The organism is Acidobacteriota bacterium (genome assembly GCA_004299485.1).
Classification (GTDB): domain Bacteria; phylum Acidobacteriota; class Terriglobia; order Terriglobales; family SCQP01; genus SCQP01.
Genome location: SCQP01000001.1, coordinates 357,776 through 384,189, shown reverse-complemented (window position 1 = coordinate 384,189; position 26,414 = coordinate 357,776). Strand labels below are relative to the sequence as shown.

Genomic DNA, 26,414 nt, shown 5'->3' with positions numbered 1-26,414 from the left:
ACACAATGAGACTCCGCATCGCTCTGGCCCTCGCCGCCGCCTTTCTGCCGTTCGCTCTGGTCACCGCCCAGGTGCCGACGCAAACTCTCCTGGGCAAGCTCGAATGGCGCAGCATCGGCCCCTTTGTTGGCGGCCGCGCTGTTGCCATCGCCGGCGTGCCCTCGAACCCGAAGCTCTACTACATGGGCACGGTCGGCGGTGGCGTCTGGAAAACCGAAAATGCCGGCCTGAGCTGGACCAATCTCACCGACAAGACCCGCGCTATGGCGCCCAGCATCGGCGCCCTCGCCGTCGCGCCCTCCAATCCGCAAATCATCTATGCCGGCACCGGCGAAACCGACATCCGCAATGACATGCTCACCGGCAATGGCGTCTTCCGCTCCTCCGATGGCGGCAAAACCTGGGCCTACGCCGGTCTCGCCGACACCCACAGCACCAGCGCCCTCATTGTCAGCCCCACCGATCCGAATGTCGTCTACGCCGCCTCCATGGGTCACGTCTTCGTGCCCGATCCCAACCGCGGTGTTTACAAGACCACCGACGGCGGCAAGACCTGGAAACAGATTCTTTTCGTCGACAACAATACCGGCGCCATCAATCTGGCCATGGCGCCCAGCCAGCCCAACGTCCTGTACGCCACCATGTGGCAGGCACAACGTACGCCCTGGTCGCTCCTCAGCGGTGGTCCCGGCAGCGGCCTTTATAAATCCACCGATGGCGGCGCGCATTGGACCAACCTCACCCACAAAACTGGCCTGCCCACGGGCGTCTGGGGCCGCGTCGGCGTCGGCGTGGCCGCTAGCTCGCCCAACGTGGTCTACGCCATCATCCAGAACAAAGCCGCCGGCGGCGTGTACCGCTCCAACGACGGCGGCCGGAGCTGGCAGCACGTCTTCGCCGGCATGGAACTCCGCCAGCGCGCCTTTTATTACATGCAGATCTTTGTCGACCCCACCAATCCCAACACCGCCTACGTCCCCGAAGTGGATGGCGTTTGGGCCACACGCGACGGTGGCCAAACCTGGGCGCCGCTGCACCCGCCGCACGGCGACAACCACATCGTCTGGATCAACCCCAAGAATCCGCAAATTCTCCTCGAAGGCAACGACGGCGGCGCCACCGTCTCCCAGGATGGCGGCAAGACCTGGTCCAGCGAACACAACCAGCCCACCGGCCAGTTCTACCACGTCAACCTTGACGACCAATTCCCCTTCCACGTCTACGGCGCGCAGCAGGATGAAGGCTCAACCGAAGGCCCCAGCGCCGCCGTGGGCGGCTCGATTCCTACCGCCGCCTGGCAGCGCGTCGCCTACGGCGAAAGCACTTGGGTCGTTCCGCAGCCCGGCGATCCCAACATCACCTACGGCAGCGGCTACTTCAGCCTCTTCATGCGCTACAACCTGAAGCTGGGCCAGTACCAGGACATCAGCCCCTGGCCCAACTACATGGAAGGCGCTTCCGCCGGCGAGCTGAAGTACCGCTTCGGCTGGACCCACGCCATCACCTTTTCGCCGGTCAATCCCAAAGAGCTTTTGATTGGCGCGCAGTACGTCCTCAAGAGCGACGATTACGGCCAGCACTGGACCCAGATCAGTCCCGACCTCACGCGGAACGATCCGAAAACCGAAGCGCCCACCGGCGGCCCGGTCTCACTCGATCAATCCGGCGCGGAAACCTATCCCGGCCTGTCGGTCATCTCCGTCTCGCCCAAGGATGACAACGTGATCTGGGCTGGCTCCTACGATGGCCTACTTCATGTCACCTTCAACGGCGGCAAAAGCTGGCAGCAAGTCAACCCGCCGTCGGCGCCCGCTGAGAGCTGGTACAGCGCGATCGAGCCAGGCGTCAACGACAGCGCTACCGCTTACGTCACCACCGAACGCCATATGTGGGACGATTTCCGCCCCTACGTCTACAAAACCACCGACATGGGCAAAACCTGGACCGCCATCACCAACGGCCTGCCCCAGGGCCGGAATGCCCAGTACGCCAACTCCATCGTTCAGGATCCCAACGATCCCAATCTGCTTTTCCTCGCTACCAACCAGACCGTCTACGTCAGTCTCAACGGCGGCGCACATTGGCAGCCGTTGACGCTCAATCTGCCGCGTGCCGATGTGCGCAGCATTGCACTCAATACACGCCAGGGCGATATCGTCATCGCCACCCACGGCCGCGCCTTCTGGATTCTCGATAATCTCGCGCTACTTGAGCAGCTCAGCAAGTCACCCACCAGCGCCCAAGTCGCCGTCTTTTCGCCTGACACCGCCTGGCTCAGTCACGCCTACGGTTCCGGGGGCGGCTTTGGCGGCGGTGGCGTATCAGGCGAAAACCCGCCCTTTGGCGCCGTCGTTTTCTTCCACGTCCCCGCCAGTTACAGCAGCAAAACGCCGGTCACGCTCAGTTTTACCAACAATCTCGGCCAGGTGGTCAATACCTACAGCCTCCACCTGAAACCGGCCCACGCGCCCAAGGTGAACATGGCCACGCTGAGCCCATCTCAGCGCACCGCCCTGCAGCAACAGCGCCTGACCGCCATCACGCCCGGCATGAACCGCTTCGTCTGGAATCTGCGGTATCCCGACGCCACCGAAGTCAAAGGCTTCTACGTGCCCGCCGCGGCCGGCGGCTTGGACGACAGCGTCGAAGGCCCGGTCGTCACTCCCGGCGCCTACACCGTCACCCTCAACTACGCGGGCCAAAAAATCAGCAAGCCCTTCACGGTGAAGCTCGATCCGCGCATCGACGCCAGTCAGGGTGACCTGAACGCGCGTCTCGTCCTGTCGCTCAAGATTCACACCACCTTGAACGCCCTCGACACAAAGCTCAATCAGGCGCTCGCTGTCCAATCCGCCCTGCAGGCCGCCGTCGCCAAGCACGCCGTTCCTGCCGCCAAGGCAGACCCGGTGCTGATCAACCTCAACCGCACCATCCTGGGCCTTGTGGATCTACAGGAACACGCCAGCGAAGGTACGCTTTCCTATGAAGCCAAACTCCGCAGCCATCTGGCGTATTTAGTCGCCGACCTCGACTTGGCCTATCTGCATCCCACGCCAGCACAGGTCGCCGTCTTCGCCGCGCTGAGCCAGCAAGCCGCCGCAGGTGAGCAGCACCTCACCACCGCCATCGCCGCTGCCAAGCAACTTATGCCCTAACTAGCTCTCGTTCCACTGCCACAGCGCGAACCCCATCGCCTCCGCCGCCTGCGCCAGCCGCCGGTCGTAGGTGGCAACGCGGACGTCTCGACCGGTGTTACGCGTAAAATCCATGCTTGCAAGGTGAAGTCCATCCAGCGTTTTGACCGCGACTGGAAATGGATCCAAAGCGCGACCGAGGGCGGCGTGCGCCAAGTCAATCAGGAATACGCTCCGTAATATGATGCGGGCAGTATCCTTGACCGCTTCAGGGGCGGCGTGTGCATGCAATCGGTTCCACACCTCATAGCCAAGCAACCAGCTCGATGTCAAATCCTGCATCCAGAACTGACCTGGAGGACGCCGGTGCTCGACAAACAGGGCTGCAAGTACCACCGAACTATCGAGGTATATCACGATCGGAGCGCGCCTCGTCCAGGTCCGCCAGGAGCTCCTCCAACGTCATCGTGGGGAAGTTCCTGGGGGCACCGGTCATCTTGTGCGTTGGCAGCGTTAGCCAACCTTCGCGCACGCCACGCGCCTTCCAGTCCTCATCGCTGCTGGGCACGGGGTTCGCCGGCCGCGGCGGGTTCAATTCCGCCACCACGCGGTTGCGGTCCAATACCAGCACGGTCTCTCCTCCGGCGGCCAAGCGCACGTATTCGCTCAACCGGTTCTTAAGAACTTTGATCCCCACAGCAAGCATGTCTCTATAGTAGCCACCAGGTAGCTACGGATCAACTCGAGCCTGCCCTGACCTCTGGCGCCTGCCCCCTGGTCCCTACTTGTTATACTTGCCCCAGTGACGGGCAAAACCTTTTTCCTGGAGACGTTCGGCTGCCAGATGAACGTCCATGATTCCGAGCGCGTCGCCGGCACCCTCGTCGCCCACGGCTACACGCCGGTGGCAACCATGCAGGAGGCCGGCCTCATTCTGTTCAACACCTGCTCCATCCGCGACAAGGCTGCCCAGAAAGTCTTCGACCGTCTCGCCAACTACAAGGCCCTCCAGAAGCAGGGCAAGATTTTCGGCGTTCTGGGCTGCGTGGCGCAGCAGGAAGGTGAAGCCATCTTCAAACGTGCTCCCCATGTCAGCCTGGTGGCCGGCTCGGCCAGCTACCCGAAGCTGCCGGAGTTGATCGCCCAGCTTGAAGCCGGCGAGCGCCACGTCACCGGCCTGGGTGAAGCCTCCGACGAGGCCTTCGAAACCGAGCTCACCCGCCGCGACCACCCCTTCCGTGCCTACATCACCATCATCGAAGGCTGTGACAAGCACTGTGCCTATTGCGTCGTGCCCTACACGCGCGGCAAGGAGCGCAGCCGCGCCAGCGCCAGCATCCTGCGCGAGGCCCGCCAGCTCGCCGGGATGGGCTATACCGAAATCCAGCTTCTGGGGCAGAACGTCAACTCTTACCGCGACTCCTCGCCCGCTGGTCTGAATTTTGCTGAGATGCTCACGGCAGTTGCCGAAGTCCCCGGCCTCAAGCGCGTCCGCTACACTACCTCGCATCCGCGCGACTTCACGCCCGCCATCGTCGCCGCCATGGGCCGCAATCCTGTTCTCTGCGATCACGTTCATCTGCCGGTCCAGTCCGGCTCCAACGCGGTGCTCGGCAAAATGCGCCGCGGCTACACGCGCGAGCATTACCTGGAGTTGATCGAGGCCATCCGCGCCTGTCCGCGTCCGTTGGCGGTCACCACCGACATCATCGTTGGCTTTCCCGGCGAAACCGATGCCGACTTCGAGCAAACCGCCGATCTCATGCACGAGGTCCGTTACTCTGGCGCATTCATCTTCAAGTACTCGCCGCGTCCGCACACCGAAGCCCGGGCGTGGGAAGATTCCATTCCCGACCACATCAAGACCGAGCGCCTCATGATCCTCCAGCGTCGCCAGCAGGAATTGCAGTACGCCGACAATCAGGCTTGGGTGGGCAGGGAACTGGAAGTCATGGTCGAGGCTTACCACCCCAAGCTCAATCAATGGGCCAGCCGGGCCAGCTCGAATCGCGTAGTGAACTTCGCCGCCCCTGCTCCGCCCGCTGGGGCAGCACCCCGGTCAAGTGCCGTCGCGGTTTTGCCGATACTAGGACAGGCAGTGGTGTCCACGCCTGCGCCGTCCCCTGTCGGCAGCCTGGCGCCCGGCGCCTATGTGCGGGTTCAGGTCGAAAAAGCAGGAGCAAACAGCTTCGTAGGGCGTCTCATCCAATAGGAGTGACGATGGAAGTCGAGATGAAAATTCGTGGCTTGATGATGGATGCCTCCACCAACACGCCCATAGTCATTCTCAAGGACAAGGATGGCAGCGCCGTCCTGCCTATCTGGGTCGGCATCTACGAGGCCAACGCCATCGCCCTGGAAATTGAGAAGGTCTCGACGCCGCGCCCCATGACCCACGACCTGCTCAAGCAGGTCCTCATGGGCTTCAACGCCAGCCTGCGCAAGGTCGTCGTCAACGAGCTGCGCGACGACACCTTCTACGCCGTTCTCTGGCTTGATCACGAGGGCGAAACCATGACCGTCGACGCGCGCCCCAGCGATGCGTTGGCTCTTGCCTTGCGCCTCGACTGCCCCATCTACGTCGACGACGAAGTCCTGAAGAGCTCGAAAATCGCCGCCGCTGCCGCCGACCCCAGCTCCAGCGAAGAACTCCGCCGCTGGCTCGAAAATCTCGGCGAAGAAGACACCGGCCACTACAAAATGTAGCCGCCGCCGGCGGCAGCTTGGAGGAGCCCTGAGCGCCAGCGGGCGGACCCTGCCGCGAATCGAAGCCTGCACTCCAAGCGACCAACGGGAGCGACCAGGGCAAAAAGTGGCGAGCCACTTCAGCCGACCTGCACCGCCAGCATCGAGATCGAACCGCCGTCCACGCCTTCGACGGGAAACGAGATCGCTTCGTGCGGCTGCGCCGCGGCCAGCACGTACAGCAGCGGCAGGAAGTGATCCGGCGTGGGGATGGCCAGCTCCGCTTCCGGTCCCAGCCGGTCATACTGCAGCAACGGCTTCACGTCGCCCGCCAGCATCATCTGCCGCGCCTCGCTTTCAAACTTCGCCGCCCAGTCATACGCATCCGCCACATGCTGTCCCCAGGCGTAAGTGTGCAGATTGTGCACGATATTCCCGCTGCCCAGCACCAGGACGCCTTCCTCGCGCAGCGGTGCCAGCCGCCGTCCGATCTCGTAGTGAAATGCCGGCGGCCGCGTCTCGTCAATGCTGAGCTGCACCACCGGAATGTCCGCCTCCGGATACACGTGCCGCAGCACCGCCCAGGTGCCATGGTCCAGGCCCCACGAGTTGTCCAACACCACCGGGATCGGCGCCAGCAGCTTTTGCGCCCGCTGCGCCAGCGCCGGATCACCCGGCGCCGGATATTGCACCCGGTACAGCTCCCGCGGAAAGCCGCCAAAGTCGTGGATCGTCCGTGGGGAGGTGCTGATGGTGACGCCCGTGCCCGGCACGTACCAGTGCGCCGAAATCGACAGGATTGCTTTCGGCCGCGCCATCCCCGCGCCGATGCGCCGCCACGCCGCCGTGTACTGGTTCTCCGCCAGCGCATTCATCGGGTTTCCGTGGCCAAAAAAGATGGCGGGTAGCATCCTTACCTCCTCGGTCTCGGCCAGCGTGCGGTGATGGTGCTGCTGATCCCGCCGCGCGGCGTAAACGCCCCCTCGACCCGCGCCCATACCGGCTTGCACGCCACCACGAAATCCTCCAGAATCCGGTTCACCGCATTCTCATAAAAAATCCCCAGATTCCGGTATGCCAGCAGATATTCTTTCAGCGACTTCAACTCCACGCACCGCCCGCGCGGCATATAGGTGATCGTCAGCTTGCCAAAATCGGGCAAGCCTGTCTTCGGGCACACCGACGTGTACTCCGGAATCGCAATCGCAATCTCATATCCCGGATATTGGTTCGGAAACGTTTCCAGCCCCGGCAGCCGAGCATCAATGCCCGCCCTGGCCTGAGCGTCGGTATAACGGCGTACCTGCGTCTTCGGCATGCAGCTAGAATATCAGGCTGCTTTCGGCGGCTTATGTGGCGTCGGTTTGATGCCATGCGCACGCAGCCATTGCGCATGCACTTCAGCTCCAAACAGAATTGCCAGCGCAATCACATAGAACCACAGCATCAGTCCGATAACGGCGCCCAGCGATCCGTACACCGCCGAGTAATTTCCGAAATTATTGATGTAGAACGCCAGTACGACTGACGCGATCAGCCAAATGACGATCGCCGTCGCCACCGCCGGCACGAGTCCAGCGTCCTGCGGCGCCACGTTTGGCGTAAACCGGTACAGCAGCCACAACGCCACCGCCATAAACACCACCACGATCACCCACCGGATCACCGGCCAAACCGCCACCAGCACATGGCTAAGATGTACGGGTCCGGCCAGAATCGTCAGCGTGTGCCGGCCCAGAATAATCACCGCCAGCGCCAGCACCACCAGCAGGCCCGCGCTGAGGGTCAGCGCGAACTGCAGCCACATCTGATGGAGAAACTTTCTCCCCTCGCGTACCTCATAGGCGGCATTGAGCGCCGCCATCAGCCCCGCAAACCCCTGCCCGGCGGCGAGAAACAGCAGCACGATGTCCACGCTCAACAATCCCGGTACGTGGTGCGCCAGCAAACCCTGCATCTGATTCGAAATCAGTTGCGCCGCGCCGCGCGGCAAATTCTGCCCCAGCGCGGCGATTACATTGTTCGTGAGGTGCTGCAGTTGAAACGCGTGCAGCAACGCCGCCAAAAGGAGAATGGCCGGGAAGAGCGAGAAGAAAAAGTAGTAGGCGAGCGCCGCCGCCCAGTTCAGCAGACCATCGCGGCTCGCCGCCATCCCCGCGGCCTTGAGCACCCGCCCCCACGTCATGTTCTCTGGGATGCGGCCACAGGTCTACCAGCTACGAGCTACGAGCTACCAGCTAAATCAGCTCCGCCTGCGCAAAAAAGTACGCAATCTCCTGCCGCGCCGTCTCCGCTGCGTCCGAGCCGTGAATCACATTGCGCTCGATCGAGGTCGCATACAGCTTCCGCAGCGTGCCGGCTTCCGCCTTCGCCGGATCGGTGGCGCCCATATGCCGCCGCAGCTCGGCGATAGCGTTTTCGCGCTCCAGCGCCGCCACCACCACCGGTCCTTCGGTCATGAACCTGATCAGATCCTGAAAGAAACCGCGTTCGCGATGGACCGCGTAAAAGCCCTCCGCCTGCGCGCGCGTGAGCTGCAAGCGCCGCAGCGCCAGGATCTTGAATCCGGCTTTTTCGAGATGCGCCAGCACCGCGCCGGTCAGTCCGGCAGCGACGCCATCGGGTTTAACAATCGTGAGCGTTCGTTCAATGGGCATGTTGTTTTTGTGCGCCTTTCGGCAGCAGGGATGCCATGGTCGAGCCAATATCGGCCGGGCTTTGGCAGACGTGAATGCCGGCCGCCTTCATGGCCGCCATTTTCTCGGCTGCCGTGCCTTTGCCGCCGGAAATAATCGCGCCGGCATGGCCCATGCGCCGTCCCGGCGGCGCCGTTTGCCCGGCGATGAATCCCACCACCGGCTTCTTGACGTTCTTTTTGATGTATTCCGCCGCTTCTTCCTCGCCCGTCCCGCCGATTTCGCCGATCATCACGATGGCGTCCGTCTTCGGGTCGGCGTTGAACATCTCGATCGCGTCGCGGTGCGTGGTTCCGATAATCGGATCGCCGCCGATGCCAATGGCGGTGGACTGCCCGATGCCGAGCAGCGTCAACTGATGCACCGCCTCATAGGTCAGCGTCCCGCTGCGGCTGACAATGCCCACGCGCCCGGGCAGATGAATCGACGCCGGCATGATGCCGATTTTGCACTCGCCCGGCGTAATGATGCCCGGGCAGTTCGGCCCAATCAGCCGGGTTTTGGAGTTCCGCACGACGGCCCACGTCCGCGCCATATCCAGAGCCGGCATGCCCTCGGTAATGCAGATCACCAGCGGCAGTTCGGCGTCGGCAGCTTCCAGAATCGCGTCCGCGGCAAACGGCGGCGGCACGAATATCACCGACACATTCGCGCCCGTCGCCTTCACTGCCTCGCGCACCGTGTTATAGACGGGCACGGTCTCATGCTCCGTCCCGCCCTTGCCCGGCGTAACGCCGGCCACAACCTTCGTGCCGTACTCCCGGCACTGGCGTGCGTGGAAGCTGCCCTCGCGCCCGGTAATCCCCTGCACCAGCAGCCGCGTATTTTTGTCGACCAATATGCTCATGTCTTATGCCCTTGCCGCCTTCGCTGCCGCTACGACCTTTTCGGCCGCGTCCTTCATGCCCTCGGCCACGGTAATCTTCAGCCCCGATGCCGCCAGAATCTCGCGTCCCTTGGCCACGTTCGTGCCTTCCATGCGGATCACCAGCGGCAGCCTCAGCTTCACCGCATGCGCTGCTTCGACTACGCCCGTCGCCAGCGTGTCGCAGCGCAGAATGCCGCCAAAGATATTGATCAGCACCGCCTTCACTGCCGGATCCTTCAGCAGAATCTCAAACGCGTGCTTGACCTGTTCCGCATTCGCGCCGCCGCCGACATCGAGAAAGTTTGCCGGCGACCCGCCCGCGTATTGAATGATGTCCATGGTCGCCATGGCCAAGCCGGCGCCATTGACCATGCACGCCACATTGCCGTCGAGCTTGATGTAGTTCAGCCCGTACTGGCTGGCCTCGACCTCGAGCGGCGCTTCTTCGTTCAAATCGCGCAACTCCTTAAGCTGCGGATGCCGGAACAGCGCGTTGTCGTCCAGGTTGATCTTGGCGTCCAGCGCGACCACCTGGTTTTCTGCGGTCAGAATCAGCGGGTTGATCTCGGCCAGCGTGGCGTCCAGCGCGACATAGGCCTTGGCCAGCCCGGTCATCATCTTCACCGCGCTGCCCAGCGCCGCCGCCGGCAGGTCCAGTCCGAACGCCAGCTCCCGCGCCTGATACGGCTGCAGCGTGCCCAGCAAGAACGGCTGTTTCAGAATCGCCTCAGGCGTCTTCGCTGCAACTTCTTCAATCTCCATGCCGCCCGCCGCCGAGGCCATGAACACCGGCGTGCCCGCATTGCGGTCGAGCACAATGCCCAGATACAGCTCGCGCACGATATTGGCCGTCTCTTCGACCAGCACCTTGCGGACCAGCCGCCCCTCTGGCCCCGTCTGGTGGGTCACCAGCGTCATGCCCAGAATCTGGCCCGCCAGCGCGACGGCTTCCTCGGGCGTCTTGGCCAGCTTCACGCCGCCGCCCTTGCCGCGCCCCCCGGCGTGGATCTGTGCCTTGATGACGGCTTGGCCGCCCAATTCGCGCGCCGCCGCGGCGGCCTCGGCCGCCTCGCTGATCACGCGCCCGCGCGGAACCGCCACGCCAAAACCGCGCAGCAGTTCCTTGGCCTGATATTCATGGATTTTCATGATGAATTTCTAGGATAGCAAATGGCGGTAGCTTGGAGGAGCCCTGAGCGCCAGCGGGCGGACCCTGCCGGGAATCGACGCCCGCACTCCAAGCGACCAACGGGAGCGACCAGGGCAAAAAGTGGCGAGCCACTCAAAGCAGCGCTTCCAGATCGAAAGCCCGCTGAAAGGGATTGACAAAGCGTACTCCCTCGACCCGCATCCCGTCCTGAAAATCTTCGCTCAGCACCGTCTCGACCCCGTGCAGCCGCGCCACCGCCCAGATCTGCGCGTCCCAGATATTCATCCGGTGCTCCCGCACGCCCCGCAACGCCTCGCGCACCACCGTCGGAGTCAGATCAAAAATCTTCCACTTGCCCGTCAATTCCCCAACGTAATCGTCCGCTTCCGCGGCGCTGAGCAGCCGCCGGCGCAGCACCGCGTTGGCGAACTCAGACATAGACTGCACGCTCAGACAGCCACGCCCCGTAAGACCCAAGCGGTCCACAGCGGCAATCGCCTGCTCGCGTTTGGTGCTTTCGCCAGGATCGACGGTGTACACCAATAAGTTGGTGTCAACCAGAATGCCGGTCATAGCGCCGCATGCGCTCTTCGTAGAGCGACTCTCGCGTCCAGTCGCGTGGATGCTGCGGTGCTCCTTTCGTCGCTTCCGCGCGCGCGCGTAGCCGCGCGATGAATCGTTCCCACCGCTGCTCCCGCGATTCCTCCGGCTCGCTGGCGTACTTATCAATCGCGGCGCGCACGATCTCGGCTTCCGTCGTGCCCCGCTCCTTCGCCAGCCGCTTCAGCAACCGCTCCTGCCGCGGCTCGATATAGAGCTGCTTGCGCACCATCGTCTCCGCCATACATCGCAGTATACATCGCAGGCCGTGCCCGCTGGCGGCACCGGGCTATACTCTCGCCTATGGCCATTTCGGAAAAGATTACCAAGGGGCATGTGCACGAGGCCCTGGCGCGACTGAGAAGCGGCTACCGCCCCGGGCGCGGGGTCCGAGCGTGACCCGCGGTCGTGGCGAGTTTTCTATGGCGACCAGAACTGGTCGCCGAAAACCGTGATTTCCGTTGCAGCCGAGAAGGCCGACCCTGACTGGTACATGGCGGGAGCGCGACGCGGCGACGGCTTCGACGCACCTACGGCGGCTCGTTTTTTGAAAAAGCTGGATCCGACCCTTGATATTCGGCACACGCCCTGATCCACAGGGCGGGGCTCGTGCCCCACTGCCGCTGGTACTTGAGCACCTGCGGGCGTCCGTTGCCGGGAGCGAAGCCCAGCCACAGCCCGACCAGCGGGAGGGCGGCTCCAGCAAGAGGTGGCTGTGCCACCCGCGCTTTAATTCACCGCGTACGCGTAGACCGCGCCACGGCCATGGGCGCCAGGCGGGATCGTGACGTAGAGCCGGTGCAGCGCCGGGACCAGGACCTCGTTCTTGCCGCCGGGCGCGGAAGCGACATCGCCCAGGAGCACGTAGTGGTCGGGCGACTGTTCCTGATAAACGGCCACGGCGCCGCCGCCGTCCGGGCAAGTGGCATAGAGGCGGCCGCTGGCGGCATCGTAAATCAAATCGTCAATCCCGCGCGGAATCGTCAGCGCCTGCAACTCTTTGCCGGTCCGGGTGTCAAACACCACAATCGCGCCGCTGCGGCAGCCCACGAACAAGCGGTGATGCGCCTCATCGAGTGCCATAGCCACGTTGCCTTTCGCCAGCGTCACCGGCCAGTTCGCCACCAGCGCGTGCGTGTGCCGGTTGACCACGCTGATTTTCCCCAGAGCGCGGTTGTTGATGTAAATCAGAGGGCTGTGCCGGGCGAGCGCCATCGCTTCCAGCGTGTCGCCGTTGATTTTCATGTTCAGCACGCGCCGGCCGGTGACGGTATTCACTGCGCTGAACATGGAAAAGCTCTCGTGCGCATCGCCGCCGCCATTGTCGATATACAAATCGCCAGAGGTAGGGTCGTAGCCGATCGAGTCGGCATCTACCTTCAGCGGCACGCTGGCGATGTGGGCGTAGGTAGTGCCGTTGAAGATTTGCAAGACGCCCGCGCCGCCATCGGTGATGTAAATCCGGTTGCGGTCGTCGCGAACAAAGATGGCATGCGGGATCTGAATGCCCGCAATCGCACGCTCATAGTGGCCGGTGCGCAGGTTGAAGACGAGCACCTCGTGCGCGCTCTCCGCCGCCAGAAACAACCGGTCGCGCGCCACATCCGCGGCGAGATGGTCGAAGCGCCCTTGAACCGAGGCGGGCATCTGGAAACGCGCCGCCAGCCGCAGGGGCGCCGTTTGCGCTCCCAGGGATAGCGACACCAAGGGCAGCGCGCAAGCCGTCAGCGTGAGCGTAAGCAGTCGTTTCATGGGCGGATATCTCCTTGCTGCGCCGCTCAGCCGCGGCACACGTCCACCATCCTCTCCCGCCGAAGCTGAACGCAACCTTAATGTGATCGCGGATTTACTGCCCTAGTTTCGCCTTCAGTGCCGTCCATTGCTCCAGCACCGTCTCCGCTTGCGCGTGCGCCTGCTGGCAGGCGGCGATTTCCGCCGCCGTGGGCATCATGTCGCTGTGCTGCATCGCCATGGCCGCGTTCATCTCGGCATTGGCTATGCTCGCCAGTGTCGGCGGACCCATCGGCCCGCGCCGGAAGAAGAAGGCAAACCGTCCGCGTCCCGGCGGCGGCGGCGGTGGCGCCAGCGCTGCGATCTGCTTCTTCAGCGCCGCATCATTCGTCTTCGCCAGAGCCGCGCGCGCTTCCTCATACGCGGCGCGGTCGGCCTTGGCGCCGTCGTACATCTCGGCGCTCAGCCGATAGAGCTGATCGAGCCCGGCCGCGGGCGTCTTGACGCGCGGGTCCATCTGGAACGCAAACGGCTGCGTGTAGCTGTGTCCCTCCACCGTCAGCTTGACGGTGTAGTTGCCCGGAGGCGCCAGCGGCGTGGCCACGCTGGAGTTGGTCTGGTGCGGCACCGCCCCCTCACCGCCATCGCCGCCAAATGCCTGCACGCCCGCTATCGACTGGTAATGCATGTCCCACCAGATGCGGTGCTCGCCCGCGCTGGTCGCAATGGTGCGCGGCGACGCCGGCCAGTACATGGTCATGTCGCAGTGCGCCAGCGCCGGATTCTTCTGGCACAGCTCGTTGTACGCCACCGGGTCCTGGTCCGGATTCGGCCCCGTCGGATTGTCCGCACTGGTATACGTGCGGATCACTTGATCGCCCTTCAAAACCTGAATCGTGACCGGCCCGCTGACATTCTGCGCCAGGTAGTAGTCAAGGATCGGTCCCGGCGGCGGATTGTGCCCCGCCGGCAGCTCCGGCGGCCAGGGCGTGGGGTCATTGGTGGCGAAGCGGATGCGAATCCCCGTCTCCGGCTTGAATAAGTACGCCGTTGCGGCCGCTTCCGCCTGCGCATGCTGTTGCAGCGGTGTTACATCGTCCAGAACCCAGAAGCCGCGGCCGTGCGTGCCGGCCACAAGGTCGTCGCACAGGCAGGAGGCGTCGTTTTTGACGGCGATGTCGCGCACCGAAATCGCCGGCATATTCTGCTGCAGCGATTGCCACTGGCCGCCATCGTCGAACGACACCCACACCTGTGTTTCCGTTGCCGCGTACAGCAGGTTCTTCACCTTCGTGTCCTGCCGGATGGAATTGGCCACCGCGCCCGGCGCAATGCCGTTGTCGATCTCGGTCCAGGTTTTGCCGCCGTCGTGCGTCTTCCAGAAGTGCGGGTTCATGTCGTCGAGCCGCAGCGTGTTGGCCGCGACATAGGCGGTCTGGGTGCTGAAATGGCCGGCATCAATATTGAAAATGCGCGTCCAGGGCTTAATCCCCGGCGGTGTCACATTCTTCCAGTGCGCGCCGCCGTCGAACGTCACCTGAATCAGGCCGTCGCTGCTGCCCGCCCAGATCACCTTGTCGCTCAGCGGTGAGGGCCCCAGCGCCGTAATCGTCCCCAGCGCCGAGGGTTTCACTTCCGCGGCGTACTTGCCGGCGTTGGCCGGAACCGCCCAGTCTGCGCCGCGCGTCAGGTCGCCGCTGATGCGCGTCCAGCTATGGCCGCCGTTTAGCGTCTTCCATACCGCGTTGGTGGCGAACAGCAGCATATTGTCGTTTGCCGGTGACCAGATGATGGGCATCGTCCGCACGCTGCGGCCATACTGGCTGCCGCGCGCAATGTCCGGCCCCACGCTGGCGCTCTGCCCTGTCGCCCGGTTGTACAGCGACACCGAGGTGTGCGCCGCACCATAAACCAGGTTCGGGTTCTTGGGATCGGGCGCCGCTTCGCCATACTCCTGAATCATCACCGGATGCCAGTTGTGGAAGGTGATTCGCCCATCCATCGAGCGGCTCTCCACGCAGGCCGAGCCGGAATCCTGCTGCCCGCCGCACAGCCGGTAAGGAAACGCATCGTCCGCGGTCACGTGGTACATCGCCGCCGTCGGCTGCGTGTACCAGTTGCTCCACGACTGGCCCCGGTTAGCTGAAATCACACCACCCTGGTCGGACACCAGATCAATCACGTTGTCGTTCGCCGGGCTGACGAACACCTTCTGGTAATCGTCGCCGCCGGGCGAACCCCGCACCGCCGACCAGGTCTTGCCGCCATCCTCCGACCGCCAGAACACGGTCGAGCAGTCATAAATCACATTCGAATTTTTCGGATCGACCGCCAGCGTAGGCACGTCGCCGCCGCCGATCCGTACCATCGGCCGCGGATCGGTGCTTGCTTCCGTCCAGGTCGCGCCGCCATCGGTGGTCTTATAGAAATGCACCGGCGCCCCACCAAAAAACCCTCCCGGCCCGTTGCGCTTCCGCACCGCTGCCACCGCGGCATACACGGTGTTGGGCTGCGAGGGCGCGATGGCGAGGTTCGCCTCCAGCACCTCCGGCAGGCCCTTGGTCAGCTTGTGCCAGGTGCTGCCACCGTCGGTCGATTTGTAAATCCCGCCGCTGCCGCCGCTGAAGCTCATATCCTCGGCAAAGCCTTCCTGCTGCTGCCACAGCGCGGCGTAGACCACGTTGGGATTTTCCGGATTGATGCGCACATCGTTGGCGCTGGTGTACTCATCCACGTACAGCACCTTCTTCCAGGTCTTGCCGCCGTCGGTCGAGCGGAAAATGCCCCGCATCGCATTCGGCCCATACGGATGCCCCAGCGCTGCCACAAATACCCGGTTCGGGTCGTGCGGATCGACGGCAATATTGGCGATCATTTCCGTGTCGTCAAGTCCCAGGCGCGTCCAGGTCTTGCCACCGTCGGTCGATTTATACACGCCCCCGCCGGTCGACAGATCCGGCCGGATGATGCCCGCGCCCGTGCCCACGTAAATCACGCTGGGATCAGAGGGCGCCACGGCAATCGCGCCAATCGACCCCGTCGCCTCGCCATCAAAAATCGGAAACCAGTTCGAGCCGTAGTCGGTCGACTCCCACACCCCGCCGTTGTCGAAGCCGATATAGGTAATGTTGGAGTGTACCGGATCGCCGGCCACCGCTCGCGCCCGTCCGGCGCGCGTCGGTCCAATTTCGCGCCAGCGCATGGCGCCGTAGGTGCTCGGTTTCTGGGCCAATGCCCAGCCCGTCATCAAAGCCAAAGCAACGATCGTAAGGAGACGAAATGCGATTCTGCGCACGGGGCAACCCTCCGGAAAACCCCTTGAGTGTAGCGCAATTCTTCGCCCGGGAAGAGGTCAGCGGTCAACCATTTTTTGCTGCGCCGCCGTATAGCGCGCGCCCTGCACCGGGATCGTTCGTGTCATATCATTGAGCGCCCGCAGGTCTGCCGCCGTCAACGGGATCGCGGCAGCCGCCAGGTTCTCCTCCAGCCGCGCCGGCTTGGTCGTACCCGGGATGGGCACGATCCAGGGCTTCTGCGCCAGCAGCCATGCCAGTGCAATCTGCGCCGCGGTCGCGTCCTTCCGCTTCCCGAATTCCTCCAGTGCCGCGATGAAGCGCTGGTTGGCTTTGCGGTTCTCGGGCGTAAAACGCGGGATGTTGCGCCGGAAGTCGTTGGCGTTGAGCGGCGTCGTTTCATCAATGGCGCCCGTCAAGAACCCACGCCCCAGCGGACTGAACGGCACAAACCCGATGCCCAGTTCTGCACAGGCCGGCAGAATCTCCGCTTCCGGCTCCCGCCACCAGAGTGAGTACTCGCTCTGCAAGGCGCTGACCGCCTGTACCGCATGTGCCCGCCGGATGGTGCGCACCGACGCCTCCGACAGTCCGAAATAACGCACCTTCCCCTGCGCGATCAGCTCCTTCACCGTCCCCGCGACATCCTCAATCGGCACCTCGGGATCGACCCGGTGCTGATAGAGCAGATCAATATGATCGGTCCGCAGCCGCCGCAGCGAAGCCTCGACCACCTCGCGGATGTGCTCCGGCCGGCTGTCCGTTCCCGACGCCTTGCCGTCCACGATCCGGAACCCAAACTTGGTGGCGATCGTCACCCGCTCGCGCACCGGCCCGAGCGCCTCGCCCACAAGCTCTTCGTTCGTATACGGCCCATACATCTCCGCGGTGTCGAAAAACGTCACCCCGCGCTCCACCGCAGCCCGCAGAAACGCAACTCCCTGCTTCCGGTCGACCGGCGTGCCGTACCCATGGCTCAGTCCCATGCACCCCAGCCCCAGTCCCGAAACCTCCAGTTCACCCAGCTTTCGTGTCTGCATCATGGCTCCAGTACTTTCTTCGTGCCGGCCAGCTCCGCTGTCGTCTGCTCAATATTCTTCGTGGCGAAGTAGGCGAAATCCGCCCACGAACGGTAGTCGGGCTTGAGCTGGGCGAGCACCGTCGTCACCAGCCCCGGGCCGCTCATGCCCAGCTTACGCGCGCGTTCAATGTTGCTGCGCAGCGTCGCCACGTACGTCCGGAACTGCCGCAGCGCCGCCAGGTTGCCCAGCTCGCCGTGCCCCGGCACATAGGTTGCCGTCGCCGGATGCGGCGGCATGGTTTCCAGTGCGCTCAGCGACTGCAGCACAACCTTCGTGTTCGCATCCACTAGGTTAGGCAGCAGGTGATTCCAGAACAAGTCGCCAGTGAACACCACGTTGGCGTCGGGCACCAGCACCTGCGAATCCCCGCCCGTATGCCCCTGCAGCGTCCGGATCTCGACCTTGCGCGTGCCCAGCCAGAGAGTCACATCGCCGCTGTAGCCCAAGTCGGGCGCCCGGTAGGCATGTACGCGTGTGATCTGCGCCGCCGTCGGATGCGGCCCGAAAAACTTGTAGTTGTCCTTATGAATCCAGGCATGCACGTTTTTCTGCGCGATGATCTCCGCGCCGGCACCGGAAAACACCTGATTCCCAGTCACGTGATCGAGGTGATAGTGCGTGTTAATGACAAACCGTATGGGCAGCTTGGTGCGCTCGCGGATGGCGGTGAGCAGCGCCCTGGCGGCATCGACGTTCTCGAAGGTGTCGACCACGGCCACGCCATCGCTGCCAATGATGAACCCGGCGTTGCTGCCCGCCGGGCTGTGGGGCGCATCGATGGCCGCAAACACCCCCGGCGCGACTTCATGCAGATTGAAATAAACCTTCGGCGCCGCCGTCTGCGCCGCTGCCGCCACGGCCAACAACGCCACACCCGCCAGCACTTTCCGCATGCGGCAAGTATAACTGCCTTAAATCGCCTTGCCCATGCGCACGATCGGCAATGTCAGCCCTTCGCCCAGCGGCACCGCGACCTCTTCCAGTGCGACGTAACCCTTCACCCGGTAAAACGGCACGCCGCTCAGCGTCGCCCCCATCTCCAGTTCCCGGAATCCCGCCGTCTTCGCCGCCGTCTCGCACGTCTCCAGAATCCGGCTGCCGACGCCCTGCCGCGCCCACTCCGGCAGCACGAAAAACGCCCGGATCTTCGCCGCCTCGCACGACGGATCGAGCCTCTCGTCCTCGCGCCCCTGCCACTGGTCCCCGCCAAACAGCGTCCGCCGCTGACTCCAGCCCCCGCAGCCGGCTATCGCACCGGTCTCGGCCTCGGCGGCAAAGTAAGTGCCATCCGCAATCAGCCGCGTATCCACGCCATAGACGCTCTCAAGCGCGAGCTCAATCTGCTGCGCCGAATACTCCCGCGCCTGCAACCCCCGCACCGAGCGCTCAATAATGTCGCGCAGCACCGGCACGTCCGCCATCGTCGCCAATCTGACCCTCACCGCCATCGCCCCAGTATGCCCGAACCCCCTCACGTGGGCGAGCGAATGAGGTGCAGCCCCGCCAAACCGCCGTGGACGGCGTCGGGCGAGCTGGCGCATGGCGGCGAGCAGTGGTGCAACCGCAGACGGCCCCTCTTTAGATGCCGAATGTGGCGTCGTGCAGCACGTGGTCCGGGTCGAATGGCGGCAGCTTGGAGGAGCCCTGAGCGTCATTGGGCGGACCCTGCCGGGAATCGAAGCCCGCACTCCAAGCGACCAACGGGAGCGATCAGGGCAAAAAGTGGCGAGCCACCAGCGCGATCAGGGCGTTGACGTCCCGCAGCTAGCGCGTCAGGGCAGTTCTTTCCTCGATGCGGCGGATCAGCTCGGAAAACACGTGCACGCTGGTGCGCCGCTGGGGCAGCAGCGGTACGCCGTTGCGCACGTGCCGTGCTGTCCCCTGCCCGCATAGGCTCCGTCGCGCGAGTTCGGAAATCACCTCGCCGATAGCGGCATCGCGCTGGCTTTGGCGCGACGAATCGGGCCTTACGGGTTGAACGAGGCGGGCTGGGGCAGCATGAGCACCAGATCGCAGTCCGGAGCGCTGGCGTTGCAGGCGACTTCGGCGCCTTCGATCAGTTGCGTGCTGCTGCCGTCAGGGAACAGCACTGGAAAGCTCACCCCCGTCAGCCGTTGCGTCCAGTTGCGCGGCAACGGGTCGCCGCTCGCCTCGATCGCCTCGTCCAGTTTCGGCTTGCCGCCGGGCCCTGGCGAGAAGCGCAGCAGCAGACTCGCGTTGATGCTGCCCGGCGCCAGGCGTGGAATCGAGACACTGCGCTGCTGCGAGCGGTCGCCGAAATGCTCATGCACCAGATCTTCCGCGGCCGCGTCGCTGCCCAACAAGGCACGCAGCCTCCGGCGCGGATGGCGGAAGCTGGCCGGCGCCGCGGCCCCAGCCTCCGCATACATCTGCTCGGCCTTCTGCTTCTGCCCTTGTTTTTCGTACACCTGGCCGAGATGGTCGCCGATTACCGGATCGCCCGCCAGCCGCCAGGCCGCCGCCAAATACGACACGGCGCCGCTGCTGTCACCTTGCTTGTACTCAATCCAGCCCAGCGTGTCCCAGGTGTCGGCGAGTAGATGCACCGCGGCCGCTTGCGTCTGGGTGAAGTTCTGCAATTTCATTGCTGCGACTTCGGTGCCAAGTCCGGCCACAGCGGCCCGGCCGTATTTCTTGGCCTGAGCCAAAGCGAGGCCGGCATCGGCGAGCTGCCAGGCAACGTTGTTCTCCACCAGCGGCGAGGGTTGCAGGCCCATGGCTTTATTCCACGCCGCTTCTGCTCTCTTTTCGTCATGCACCGCAAAATCAGCCTCGCCCAGGTTCACTTCGATGCGTGCCGAGTCAGCAATGCCGCGCGCCTTTTCCAACTCCGCCACGGCGGCAGCATAATTCTTTTCCTGCAGCAAAAGCCCGCCCAAATCGGCCGCAGCGTACGGCCCGTTGGGATTCACTGCGATCTGTTTGCGCAGTTGCGCTTCGGCTTGCTCGAGATTCCCCTGATTCCAAAAAATGCGCGCCAGGTTGTCGTAGGCATAGGGATCGTTCGCATCGACCGCAATGGCCTTGCGAAACGCCTTGGCGGCGGCAGCCATTTGGCGCAGGGACATTTCCGCGTCCCCGAGATCATTCCACGCCCAGTTATTGTTAGGGTTTATCTGCACCGCCGCCTGAAGGGTGCGGGCGGCAGCCTCGTATTGGTGTCTTTCATACTGCGCCCAGCCCTTGCTGGTCAGCGCCTGGCTTTGCTGTGCCGCCGTCATGGCACCGGCCGGCAGATCCACCGTCGTCCAGGCGTCGACGTCGCCCTGGACGGTCTTGTTGAACGCCAAATAGTGCGCTTTGTCCGGGGCGGGCACCGTTCTCGTCAGCACGTCCAGCGTGCGCTCCGCCGTGTAGGTCCCCTGCTGAAACGAGTAAGAGGAGCGGTAGGTGGCGAAATCGGCCTTGGCGTGCACGTCGGGTGTGGGCGTGATGCCATAGCCCGCCGGCAGCGTAATGGTGCAGCGGGCTGTGCTTTGGCGCGGCCCCGAGGTCATAGTCGGCTGATCCTGGTCATTCCACTGCGGCAGCAACATGACGGGTAGCGGCGGCGTAATTTGCTGGGTGCTCCAACTGCCGAAATTATCCCGTTCGTAGTCGTAGGTAATGACCAGCGGCTTCTCGATATCGCCGGCCGCATTGGTCACCACGTTGCTCACCGTCCCCCCGAATCCCAAAAAGCGGACGATATACTGCATCATGTTCTGCCACCGTGCCGGCGCCGCGTTCAAAAAGGCCGCGCGCGTGAGCACGTCGGCATCGCCTTTCAGGCGGTAGGTCACATGGGCCTTCAGCGTGCCCTGCGCCGAGAGCGCTCCCGTCATCACGAAGTCCGCCGTCGAGGCAACCGGCGAGACGGAAGGCATGGTGACCAACTGGATGGGCTGGCTGCCGATCAGCAAGCCCTTTTGCCCGCGCAGTTGCGTCTCCAGCCACCCTGCCGGTGCCACGCCCGCGGTCGAATCCAGCCATTCCAGTCCGCCGGGGCGCTGCACGGCGGTGATGACGTGATCGAACTGCGCGGGCGAGGGAATCTTCGGATCAATGCGCCGCGCCGTGTTCACCAGCACCGGGCGGGCGTCGTAGCCGGCGGCCCGCAGCAGCGCGGCCAGCAGCGTGTGCTTGTCTTTGCAATCGCCGTAGCCGTTGGCCAGCACATCGTCGGCCGCGTGTGGCTGATACCGCCCAATGCCGAAATCCAGTGACACGTAATGAATCTGCCCCGCCACGTAGGCATAGATCGCCTGAATTTTGACGTCGTCATTGTTCAGTCCGCGTGTGAGCGCCGCCGCCTTGGCGCGGATTGCCGGGGTCAGCTTGAGCTCGGGTTGCTGCAATTGGTTGTACCAGGCGCCCACGGCAGCCCAGGAGGCGAATGTGGTCGCTTCCACCGCCGGCGGAGGCGGCAGCTCGGCAAGGTTGGCCTTGGCGGGCGCGGCATTGGAAGTTTGCCACGCATAGACGCGCTGGCCGCCGGCTTCGGTAACGGTGGGCGTAAATCCGGGACTATCCACCAGCACCGCGCGATCGGCCGGCACCGACAGGGTTAACTGCTCCTGCTTGCATACGACCGCGCGCGCGAAGTTGTAGGCGAACCAGAACTGCCCCGGCACCAGCGCCTTCACGCGCTTGCTTTCCACCCGATACTCCAGCGTGCTGCCCACCTGCAGACCGCGCACCACCACTTGTTTCACCATCAGATCGCTGTACATGGGCGCCACCCGCGAGATCTCGGCGGGCATGTCGCGGACATTCTCCGCCGGCGTCGTTACTACCGTGCCATCAGCCTGCCGGACGCGCACTGAGTCGACCTTGACCGTCTGGTACCCCTGTGTATACGGAAACGAGAGAACCGCCAGAGCCTTCACGCCGGCATCGGAGTCGACCGTGAGCGTAGCCTGTGTCGTCCGTCCGCCGGTGCCATCGTCACGAAACGCGACCTGGGTGATCAACTGCTGAATCACGAACGCCTGTTGTTTGCTTGCCGCTGCACTCCCCGCGGCCGAGCGCGGAACCTGTGCCAGTCCGGCTACCGCCAGCAGCGACACGATGGCCACTACATATCTCATGCGGTGAGTATACATGCGCAAAATCCCCAAGCCAAAGCCACAATCGCCCGGAGTTGTTTCAGCTCTTTTGGCGGGAGCTTGGAGGAGCCCCGAGCGCCAGCGGGCGGACCCTGCCGGGAATCGAAGCCCGCACTCCAAGCGACCATCGGGAGCGACCGGGGCAAAAAGTGGCGAGCCACCTGGTTGCGAGGCTGCGGTCTCGACGAGGCGCCTCGTACGAGTTGTTGCGGGTAATCCCCGAAGACCGCTTCGAGCTTCACGTTTCCGTGGCGCTGGCGCTGGAGTATGAAGACATCCTACGGCGGCAGCTTGTAGGAGCCCGGAGCGCCAGCGGGCGGACCCTGCCGGCAATCGAAGCCCGCACTCCAAGCGACCAACGGGAGCGACCAGGGCAAAAAGTGGCGAGCCACCAGCGGCCGGGGATGGTGCCGGGCATGCGCGCCCAGGATATCGACGACTTTCTGGACTACCTGCTGCAGCGCACTCGCCTGGAGCCTTCCGTCCCGCGCTTGCGGACGGTTTTGCCTGATCCAGATGACGAGAGTATTCTCGAGCTAGCGGCGCAGTGCGGCGCGATCATTTAATTTGCACGACTTTGAAGGTGCGCGGCGGATCGGGGTCGTGGTGAAGACGCCGGCTGAGGTGCTCGCCATGCGACCAACGGGAGCGACCAGGGCAAAAAGTGGCGAGCCACGCTGAGGGCGTTGTGAGCGTGAAGATCAAGATTCCGGTCGAAGCCTACGACCATGTCCGCAAGATCGCGGAGGCACGGCAGATCTCTGTCGAAGACGTGGTCAACGCCGCGCTGGCCGATCAGGCACAGGCGTGGGACAGGCTGCGCGAGCGGGCAGCGCGAGGCGACCGGGAGAAGTACTTGGCCGTGCTTGCGAAGGTGCCTGACCAGAAGATCGAGCCAGACGACGACCTTCGGCGGCAGCTTGTAGGAGCCCTGAGCGCCAGCGGGCGGACCCTGCCGGCAATCGAAGCCCGCACTCCAAGCGACCAACGGGAGCGACCAGGGCAAAAAGTGGCGAGCCACTAGTGCAGTAGTTGCTGCGCGCCCTTGAGCGCGTGCGCCAAGGCGGTCGAGGGGAAGATACCGAGCCAGAAGGTGACGAGCACGCAGGCGGCGACGGCGACGAACAGCGGCGCGTTCGAGCGCGACTGTGCGATGGGTTCTTCCTCCGGGCGCATATACATGTAGACGATGACGCGCAGGTAGTAGAACGCCGCCAGGGCGCTGTTCAGCAGGCCAATGACGGTCAGGCCGATGAGGTGCGAATGCAGCGCGGCCTGGAAGACGTAGAGCTTGCCGAAAAAGCCTCCGGTGAGCGGCACGCCGATCAGCGAGCACAGGAACACCGCCAGGCAGAAGCCAAGCCAGGGAGATTTGAAACCCAGACCGGCGTAGTCGTGCAGGTTCACATACCGCTCTTCGCTGTGGGCGAAGTGGGCGATGATGGCGAAGGCGCCGATGTTCATCGCCACGTAGGCGGCGAGGTAGAACAGCACCGCCGAGGCGCCCGCCTGGCCGAGCGCGGCAAACGCCACCAGCACGTAGCCGGCCTGCGCAATCGAGCTATAGGCCAGCATGCGCTTCAGGTTGTTCTGCATGAGCGCGCCCAGGTTGCCAAGGCACATCGACAGAATCGCCGCCGCCCAGACCATCCAGAACCACGCGCCCGTCGAGCCGTGCAGCGCGACGTAGAAGATGCGCAGCGCGACCGCAAAGGCCGCAGCCTTCGGCCCGGCGGACATGAAGCCGGTCACCAGCGCCGGCGCGCCTTCATAGACGTCGGGCGTCCAGATCTGAAACGGCGCCACCGACATCTTGAAGCCGAGGCCGATGAACATCAGCGCCGCCGCGGCCAGCACCAGCTCGGCGTTGCTGATGCCGCCATAGCTGATGTGGAAACCTTGCGCAGCCATGGCGTACAGATCGGTCGTGCCGCTCGCGCCGTAGAGCAGCGCAATACCGTAGAGGAAAAACGCGGTGGCGAACGAACCCAGCAGGAAGTACTTGAGCGACGACTCGGTCGATTTGCCGTCATGCCGCCGGTAGCCGCACAGAATATAGGTCGAAATCGAGCTGATCTCCAGCCCAATGAAGATCATGATCAGCTCCACCGAGCCGACCATGAAGCCCATGCCAATGGTGGCGAACAGCAGCAGCGCGTAGAACTCGCCGCGTTCCAGCTTTTGCTGCGGCAGGTAATCCATCGCCAGCAGCACGATCACCGCCGTGGCGGCGATCAGCACGACATGCAGAAACGTCGTGAAGGCATCCACGCGGAACATGCCGTTGAACGCCGTGCCCGGATTCGCCGCCTGCACCAGCACACTCAACAGCGCCAGTATGCTGCCCACGAACGCGATCCAGCCACACACACGGGCGCGACTGCCATGCCGCGCCGGCCCGGCCACGAGCATGATCACCAGCCCGAAAACCGCGAGGATGATCTCCGGCAGGATGCGCAGGTAGTAGACCGAAGGCACCAGGCTCATTGGCCACCTCCGCGAACAGTGGTTACTGGCTGGTGGCTAGTGGTTAGTGCGGCGGTGACGCCCGAGCGGGTGCGCGCCGATGGCGCGTTCACGCTAGCCACTAACAACTGAGAACTAGCCACTGTTTTATTCAGGAAGAAGGGCGAAGCCACGCCCATGAACAGCGTCAGCACCGCGATGCAGGTGAGCACGAAGATTTCGCGCTTGTCGAGCTTGGCGAGCACGTTGTTCTTGGCGTTGGTGATTTCGCCCCACACCGTCGAACGCGTCCAGTGCAGCAGATACATGGCGCCCACGATGATGCCGACGCAGGCGACAATGCCGAACACGTGCGCATGGGCGACCGAAGCCGTGAAGGTGCCCAGCATGATCATGAACTCGCCCACAAAACCGTTCAGCAGCGGCAGACCAACCGAAGACATCACGATCCAGATGAAGAAGCCTGCGTAGAGCGGCATGACCTTGGCGATGCCGCCGTATTCCTTCAGATCAAACGTATGCCGCCGCTCGTAGAGCATGCCCACCAGAATGAAGAGGCCGCCGGTCGAAATGCCGTGGTTCAGCATCTGGTAGATCGCGCCTTGCGTGCCGATCAGGCTGAAGGTAAACACGCCCACCATGATGAAGCCCATGTGGCTGACCGAGCTGTAGGCCACCAGCTTTTTCATGTTGGGCTGCGAGAAGGCGACCAGCGCGCCGTAGATGATGCCGATCAATCCCAGAATCACAATCCACGAGGCGCAGGTGCGGGCGGCGTGCGGGAACAGCTCCAGATTGAAGCGCAGCATGCCGTACGGCCCCATCTTCAGCAGCACGCCGGCCAGCAGCACCGAGCCGGCCGTCGGCGCTTCCGTATGCGCGTCCGGCAGCCAGGTGTGAAACGGAAACAGCGGAACTTTGATCGCAAACGCCACAAAGAAGCCGAGGAACAGCACCAGCTCGGTCGTCGGGCTCAGGTGGTACAGCCCGTTCGCCAGCCCGGCCTTGATGGTCATGTAGTTGAACGTGCCGGTGAGGTTGTACAGCCACAAAATGCAGCCCAGCATCAGCAGCGAGCCGGCCATGGTGTACAGGAAGAATTTGACCGCCGCGTAAATCCGCCGCTCGTGGCCCCAAATGCCGATCAAAAACGCCATCGGCACCAGCGTGACTTCCCAGAAGACGTAGAACAGGAAGAGGTCGATCGAGCTGAAGACGCCCAGCATGCCGCATTCGAGCAGCAGCAGCAGGATGAAGAAGGCCTTGAGATTCTGCTTGACCGACTTCCATGACACCAGCACGCCCAGCACGCTGAGGAACGTCGTCAGCACCATCAGCCACAGGCTGAGGCCGTCGGCGCCGACGAGGTAGTGAATGCCAAACGCCGGAATCCAGGATTTCGCCTGCAGGAACTGGAAGCCGCCCTCGGCGCTGTTCCAGTGAAACGGCAGATGCAGCGAAAGCGCGAAGGTGATGACGGTGAAGACGAGCGCTACGCGCTTGATCGCTTGCTCGCCGCGCGTCAGCAGCAGCGCGACAATCCCGATCATCGGAAAGAAAATGATCCAGCTCACGATAGTGTGGTTCAGGAAAGTCATGGC

Annotated in this window: 22 protein-coding genes; 5 read left to right on the top strand and 17 right to left on the bottom strand. The window is 63.7% G+C overall.

Annotated elements, in window-relative coordinates:
- Window positions 1–5 precede the first annotated feature (5 nt).
- Complete coding sequence (locus tag EPN33_01760) at window positions 6–3,155, top strand: glycosyl hydrolase (protein ID TAN24513.1); 3,150 nt, start codon at window positions 6–8, stop codon at window positions 3,153–3,155.
- Between the two features lie 379 nt (window positions 3,156–3,534).
- Here the strand turns inward: EPN33_01760 and EPN33_01755 are convergent, their stop codons facing one another.
- On the bottom strand, window positions 3,535–3,840 hold the full coding sequence (locus tag EPN33_01755) for a prevent-host-death protein (protein TAN24512.1): 306 nt from the start codon (window positions 3,838–3,840) through the stop codon (window positions 3,535–3,537).
- Window positions 3,841–3,978: 138 nt separating this feature from the next.
- Here EPN33_01755 and miaB point away from each other — a divergent pair, with 138 nt between their 5' ends.
- Both miaB and EPN33_01745 read left to right on the top strand, forming a co-directional pair.
- On the top strand, window positions 3,979–5,346 hold the full coding sequence (gene miaB, locus EPN33_01750) for a tRNA (N6-isopentenyl adenosine(37)-C2)-methylthiotransferase MiaB (GenBank protein TAN24731.1): 1,368 nt from the start codon (window positions 3,979–3,981) through the stop codon (window positions 5,344–5,346).
- 8 nt (window positions 5,347–5,354) lie between these two features.
- Window positions 5,355–5,840, top strand: a complete 486-nt coding sequence (locus EPN33_01745) for a bifunctional nuclease family protein (GenBank protein ID TAN24511.1) — start codon at window positions 5,355–5,357, stop codon at window positions 5,838–5,840.
- Between the two features lie 119 nt (window positions 5,841–5,959).
- On the opposite strand, the gene ygiD is transcribed toward EPN33_01745, so the two are convergent.
- The 14 genes from ygiD to EPN33_01675 all read right to left on the bottom strand — a co-directional run bounded on the left by ygiD (window position 5,960) and on the right by EPN33_01675 (window position 22,344).
- Window positions 5,960–6,817, bottom strand: coding sequence for a 4,5-DOPA dioxygenase extradiol (gene ygiD, locus EPN33_01740; GenBank protein ID TAN24510.1), 858 nt, complete (start codon window positions 6,815–6,817; stop codon window positions 5,960–5,962).
- The gene (queF, locus tag EPN33_01735) at window positions 6,733–7,137 is read right to left on the bottom strand and encodes an NADPH-dependent 7-cyano-7-deazaguanine reductase QueF (protein TAN24509.1); all 405 of its coding nucleotides are present in this window, start codon (window positions 7,135–7,137) and stop codon (window positions 6,733–6,735) included. The genes ygiD and queF overlap by 85 nt, the downstream gene beginning before the upstream one ends.
- A gap of 12 nt (window positions 7,138–7,149) precedes the next feature.
- The gene (locus EPN33_01730) at window positions 7,150–8,004 is read right to left on the bottom strand and encodes a YihY/virulence factor BrkB family protein (protein TAN24508.1); all 855 of its coding nucleotides are present in this window, start codon (window positions 8,002–8,004) and stop codon (window positions 7,150–7,152) included.
- 52 nt (window positions 8,005–8,056) lie between these two features.
- Entirely contained in the window at window positions 8,057–8,476 is a 420-nt protein-coding gene (locus EPN33_01725) for a nucleoside-diphosphate kinase (GenBank protein TAN24507.1), read from the bottom strand.
- Window positions 8,466–9,362, bottom strand: a complete 897-nt coding sequence (sucD, locus tag EPN33_01720; protein ID TAN24506.1) for a succinate--CoA ligase subunit alpha — start codon at window positions 9,360–9,362, stop codon at window positions 8,466–8,468. Before sucD ends, EPN33_01725 begins: the two co-directional genes overlap by 11 nt.
- Window positions 9,363–9,365: 3 nt before the next feature.
- On the bottom strand, window positions 9,366–10,532 hold the full coding sequence (locus EPN33_01715) for an ADP-forming succinate--CoA ligase subunit beta (protein ID TAN24505.1): 1,167 nt from the start codon (window positions 10,530–10,532) through the stop codon (window positions 9,366–9,368).
- A 133-nt stretch (window positions 10,533–10,665) separates the two neighbouring features.
- Window positions 10,666–11,106: a PIN domain-containing protein gene (locus EPN33_01710; protein TAN24504.1), complete on the bottom strand. Its 441-nt coding sequence runs from the start codon at window positions 11,104–11,106 to the stop codon at window positions 10,666–10,668.
- Window positions 11,087–11,377: a hypothetical protein gene (locus tag EPN33_01705; protein TAN24503.1), complete on the bottom strand. Its 291-nt coding sequence runs from the start codon at window positions 11,375–11,377 to the stop codon at window positions 11,087–11,089. The genes EPN33_01710 and EPN33_01705 overlap by 20 nt, the downstream gene beginning before the upstream one ends.
- Before the next feature lie 485 nt (window positions 11,378–11,862).
- Window positions 11,863–12,885 (bottom strand): hypothetical protein, encoded by a 1,023-nt coding sequence (locus EPN33_01700; protein TAN24502.1) that lies wholly within the window; start codon window positions 12,883–12,885, stop codon window positions 11,863–11,865.
- A gap of 94 nt (window positions 12,886–12,979) precedes the next feature.
- A complete protein-coding gene (locus EPN33_01695; GenBank protein ID TAN24730.1) occupies window positions 12,980–16,066 on the bottom strand; it encodes a glycoside hydrolase in 3,087 nt (1,028 codons plus the stop codon).
- 150 nt (window positions 16,067–16,216) lie between these two features.
- Complete coding sequence (locus EPN33_01690; protein ID TAN24729.1) at window positions 16,217–17,197, bottom strand: aldo/keto reductase; 981 nt, start codon at window positions 17,195–17,197, stop codon at window positions 16,217–16,219.
- Window positions 17,197–18,132, bottom strand: a complete 936-nt coding sequence (locus EPN33_01685) for an MBL fold metallo-hydrolase (GenBank protein ID TAN24501.1) — start codon at window positions 18,130–18,132, stop codon at window positions 17,197–17,199. Before EPN33_01685 ends, EPN33_01690 begins: the two co-directional genes overlap by 1 nt.
- 18 nt (window positions 18,133–18,150) lie before the next feature.
- Complete coding sequence (locus EPN33_01680; GenBank protein ID TAN24728.1) at window positions 18,151–18,660, bottom strand: GNAT family N-acetyltransferase; 510 nt, start codon at window positions 18,658–18,660, stop codon at window positions 18,151–18,153.
- Between the two features lie 546 nt (window positions 18,661–19,206).
- Window positions 19,207–22,344 carry a DUF3857 domain-containing protein gene (locus EPN33_01675; protein TAN24500.1) on the bottom strand — a complete coding sequence of 1,046 codons (3,138 nt, stop codon included), beginning with the start codon at window positions 22,342–22,344 and terminating at the stop codon, window positions 19,207–19,209.
- Between the two features lie 206 nt (window positions 22,345–22,550).
- Here EPN33_01675 and EPN33_01670 point away from each other — a divergent pair, with 206 nt between their 5' ends.
- A complete protein-coding gene (locus tag EPN33_01670) occupies window positions 22,551–22,913 on the top strand; it encodes a hypothetical protein (protein TAN24499.1) in 363 nt (120 codons plus the stop codon).
- A 122-nt stretch (window positions 22,914–23,035) separates the two neighbouring features.
- Window positions 23,036–23,371, top strand: a complete 336-nt coding sequence (locus tag EPN33_01665; protein ID TAN24498.1) for a hypothetical protein — start codon at window positions 23,036–23,038, stop codon at window positions 23,369–23,371.
- Here EPN33_01665 and EPN33_01660 read toward each other — a convergent pair.
- Window positions 23,368–24,834, bottom strand: a complete 1,467-nt coding sequence (locus tag EPN33_01660) for an NADH-quinone oxidoreductase subunit N (protein ID TAN24497.1) — start codon at window positions 24,832–24,834, stop codon at window positions 23,368–23,370. The genes EPN33_01665 and EPN33_01660 overlap by 4 nt on opposite strands.
- On the bottom strand, window positions 24,831–26,411 hold the full coding sequence (locus EPN33_01655; GenBank protein TAN24496.1) for an NADH-quinone oxidoreductase subunit M: 1,581 nt from the start codon (window positions 26,409–26,411) through the stop codon (window positions 24,831–24,833). The genes EPN33_01660 and EPN33_01655 overlap by 4 nt, the downstream gene beginning before the upstream one ends.
- Window positions 26,412–26,414 lie beyond the last annotated feature (3 nt).

Coding starts and splice junctions, on each gene's coding strand:
- EPN33_01760 (TAN24513.1), top strand. CDS start 6: ATGAGACTCCGCATCGCTCTGGCCCTCGCCGCCGCCTTTCTGCCGTTC.
- EPN33_01755 (TAN24512.1), bottom strand. CDS start 3,840: ATGCTTGCTGTGGGGATCAAAGTTCTTAAGAACCGGTTGAGCGAATAC.
- miaB (TAN24731.1), top strand. CDS start 3,979: ATGAACGTCCATGATTCCGAGCGCGTCGCCGGCACCCTCGTCGCCCAC.
- EPN33_01745 (TAN24511.1), top strand. CDS start 5,355: ATGGAAGTCGAGATGAAAATTCGTGGCTTGATGATGGATGCCTCCACC.
- ygiD (TAN24510.1), bottom strand. CDS start 6,817: ATGGGCGCGGGTCGAGGGGGCGTTTACGCCGCGCGGCGGGATCAGCAG.
- queF (TAN24509.1), bottom strand. CDS start 7,137: ATGCCGAAGACGCAGGTACGCCGTTATACCGACGCTCAGGCCAGGGCG.
- EPN33_01730 (TAN24508.1), bottom strand. CDS start 8,004: ATGACGTGGGGGCGGGTGCTCAAGGCCGCGGGGATGGCGGCGAGCCGC.
- EPN33_01725 (TAN24507.1), bottom strand. CDS start 8,476: ATGCCCATTGAACGAACGCTCACGATTGTTAAACCCGATGGCGTCGCT.
- sucD (TAN24506.1), bottom strand. CDS start 9,362: ATGAGCATATTGGTCGACAAAAATACGCGGCTGCTGGTGCAGGGGATT.
- EPN33_01715 (TAN24505.1), bottom strand. CDS start 10,532: ATGAAAATCCATGAATATCAGGCCAAGGAACTGCTGCGCGGTTTTGGC.
- EPN33_01710 (TAN24504.1), bottom strand. CDS start 11,106: ATGACCGGCATTCTGGTTGACACCAACTTATTGGTGTACACCGTCGAT.
- EPN33_01705 (TAN24503.1), bottom strand. CDS start 11,377: ATGGCGGAGACGATGGTGCGCAAGCAGCTCTATATCGAGCCGCGGCAG.
- EPN33_01700 (TAN24502.1), bottom strand. CDS start 12,885: ATGAAACGACTGCTTACGCTCACGCTGACGGCTTGCGCGCTGCCCTTG.
- EPN33_01695 (TAN24730.1), bottom strand. CDS start 16,066: ATGCGCTGGCGCGAAATTGGACCGACGCGCGCCGGACGGGCGCGAGCG.
- EPN33_01690 (TAN24729.1), bottom strand. CDS start 17,197: ATGCAGACACGAAAGCTGGGTGAACTGGAGGTTTCGGGACTGGGGCTG.
- EPN33_01685 (TAN24501.1), bottom strand. CDS start 18,132: ATGCGGAAAGTGCTGGCGGGTGTGGCGTTGTTGGCCGTGGCGGCAGCG.
- EPN33_01680 (TAN24728.1), bottom strand. CDS start 18,660: ATGGCGGACGTGCCGGTGCTGCGCGACATTATTGAGCGCTCGGTGCGG.
- EPN33_01675 (TAN24500.1), bottom strand. CDS start 22,344: ATGTATACTCACCGCATGAGATATGTAGTGGCCATCGTGTCGCTGCTG.
- EPN33_01660 (TAN24497.1), bottom strand. CDS start 24,834: ATGAGCCTGGTGCCTTCGGTCTACTACCTGCGCATCCTGCCGGAGATC.
- EPN33_01655 (TAN24496.1), bottom strand. CDS start 26,411: ATGACTTTCCTGAACCACACTATCGTGAGCTGGATCATTTTCTTTCCG.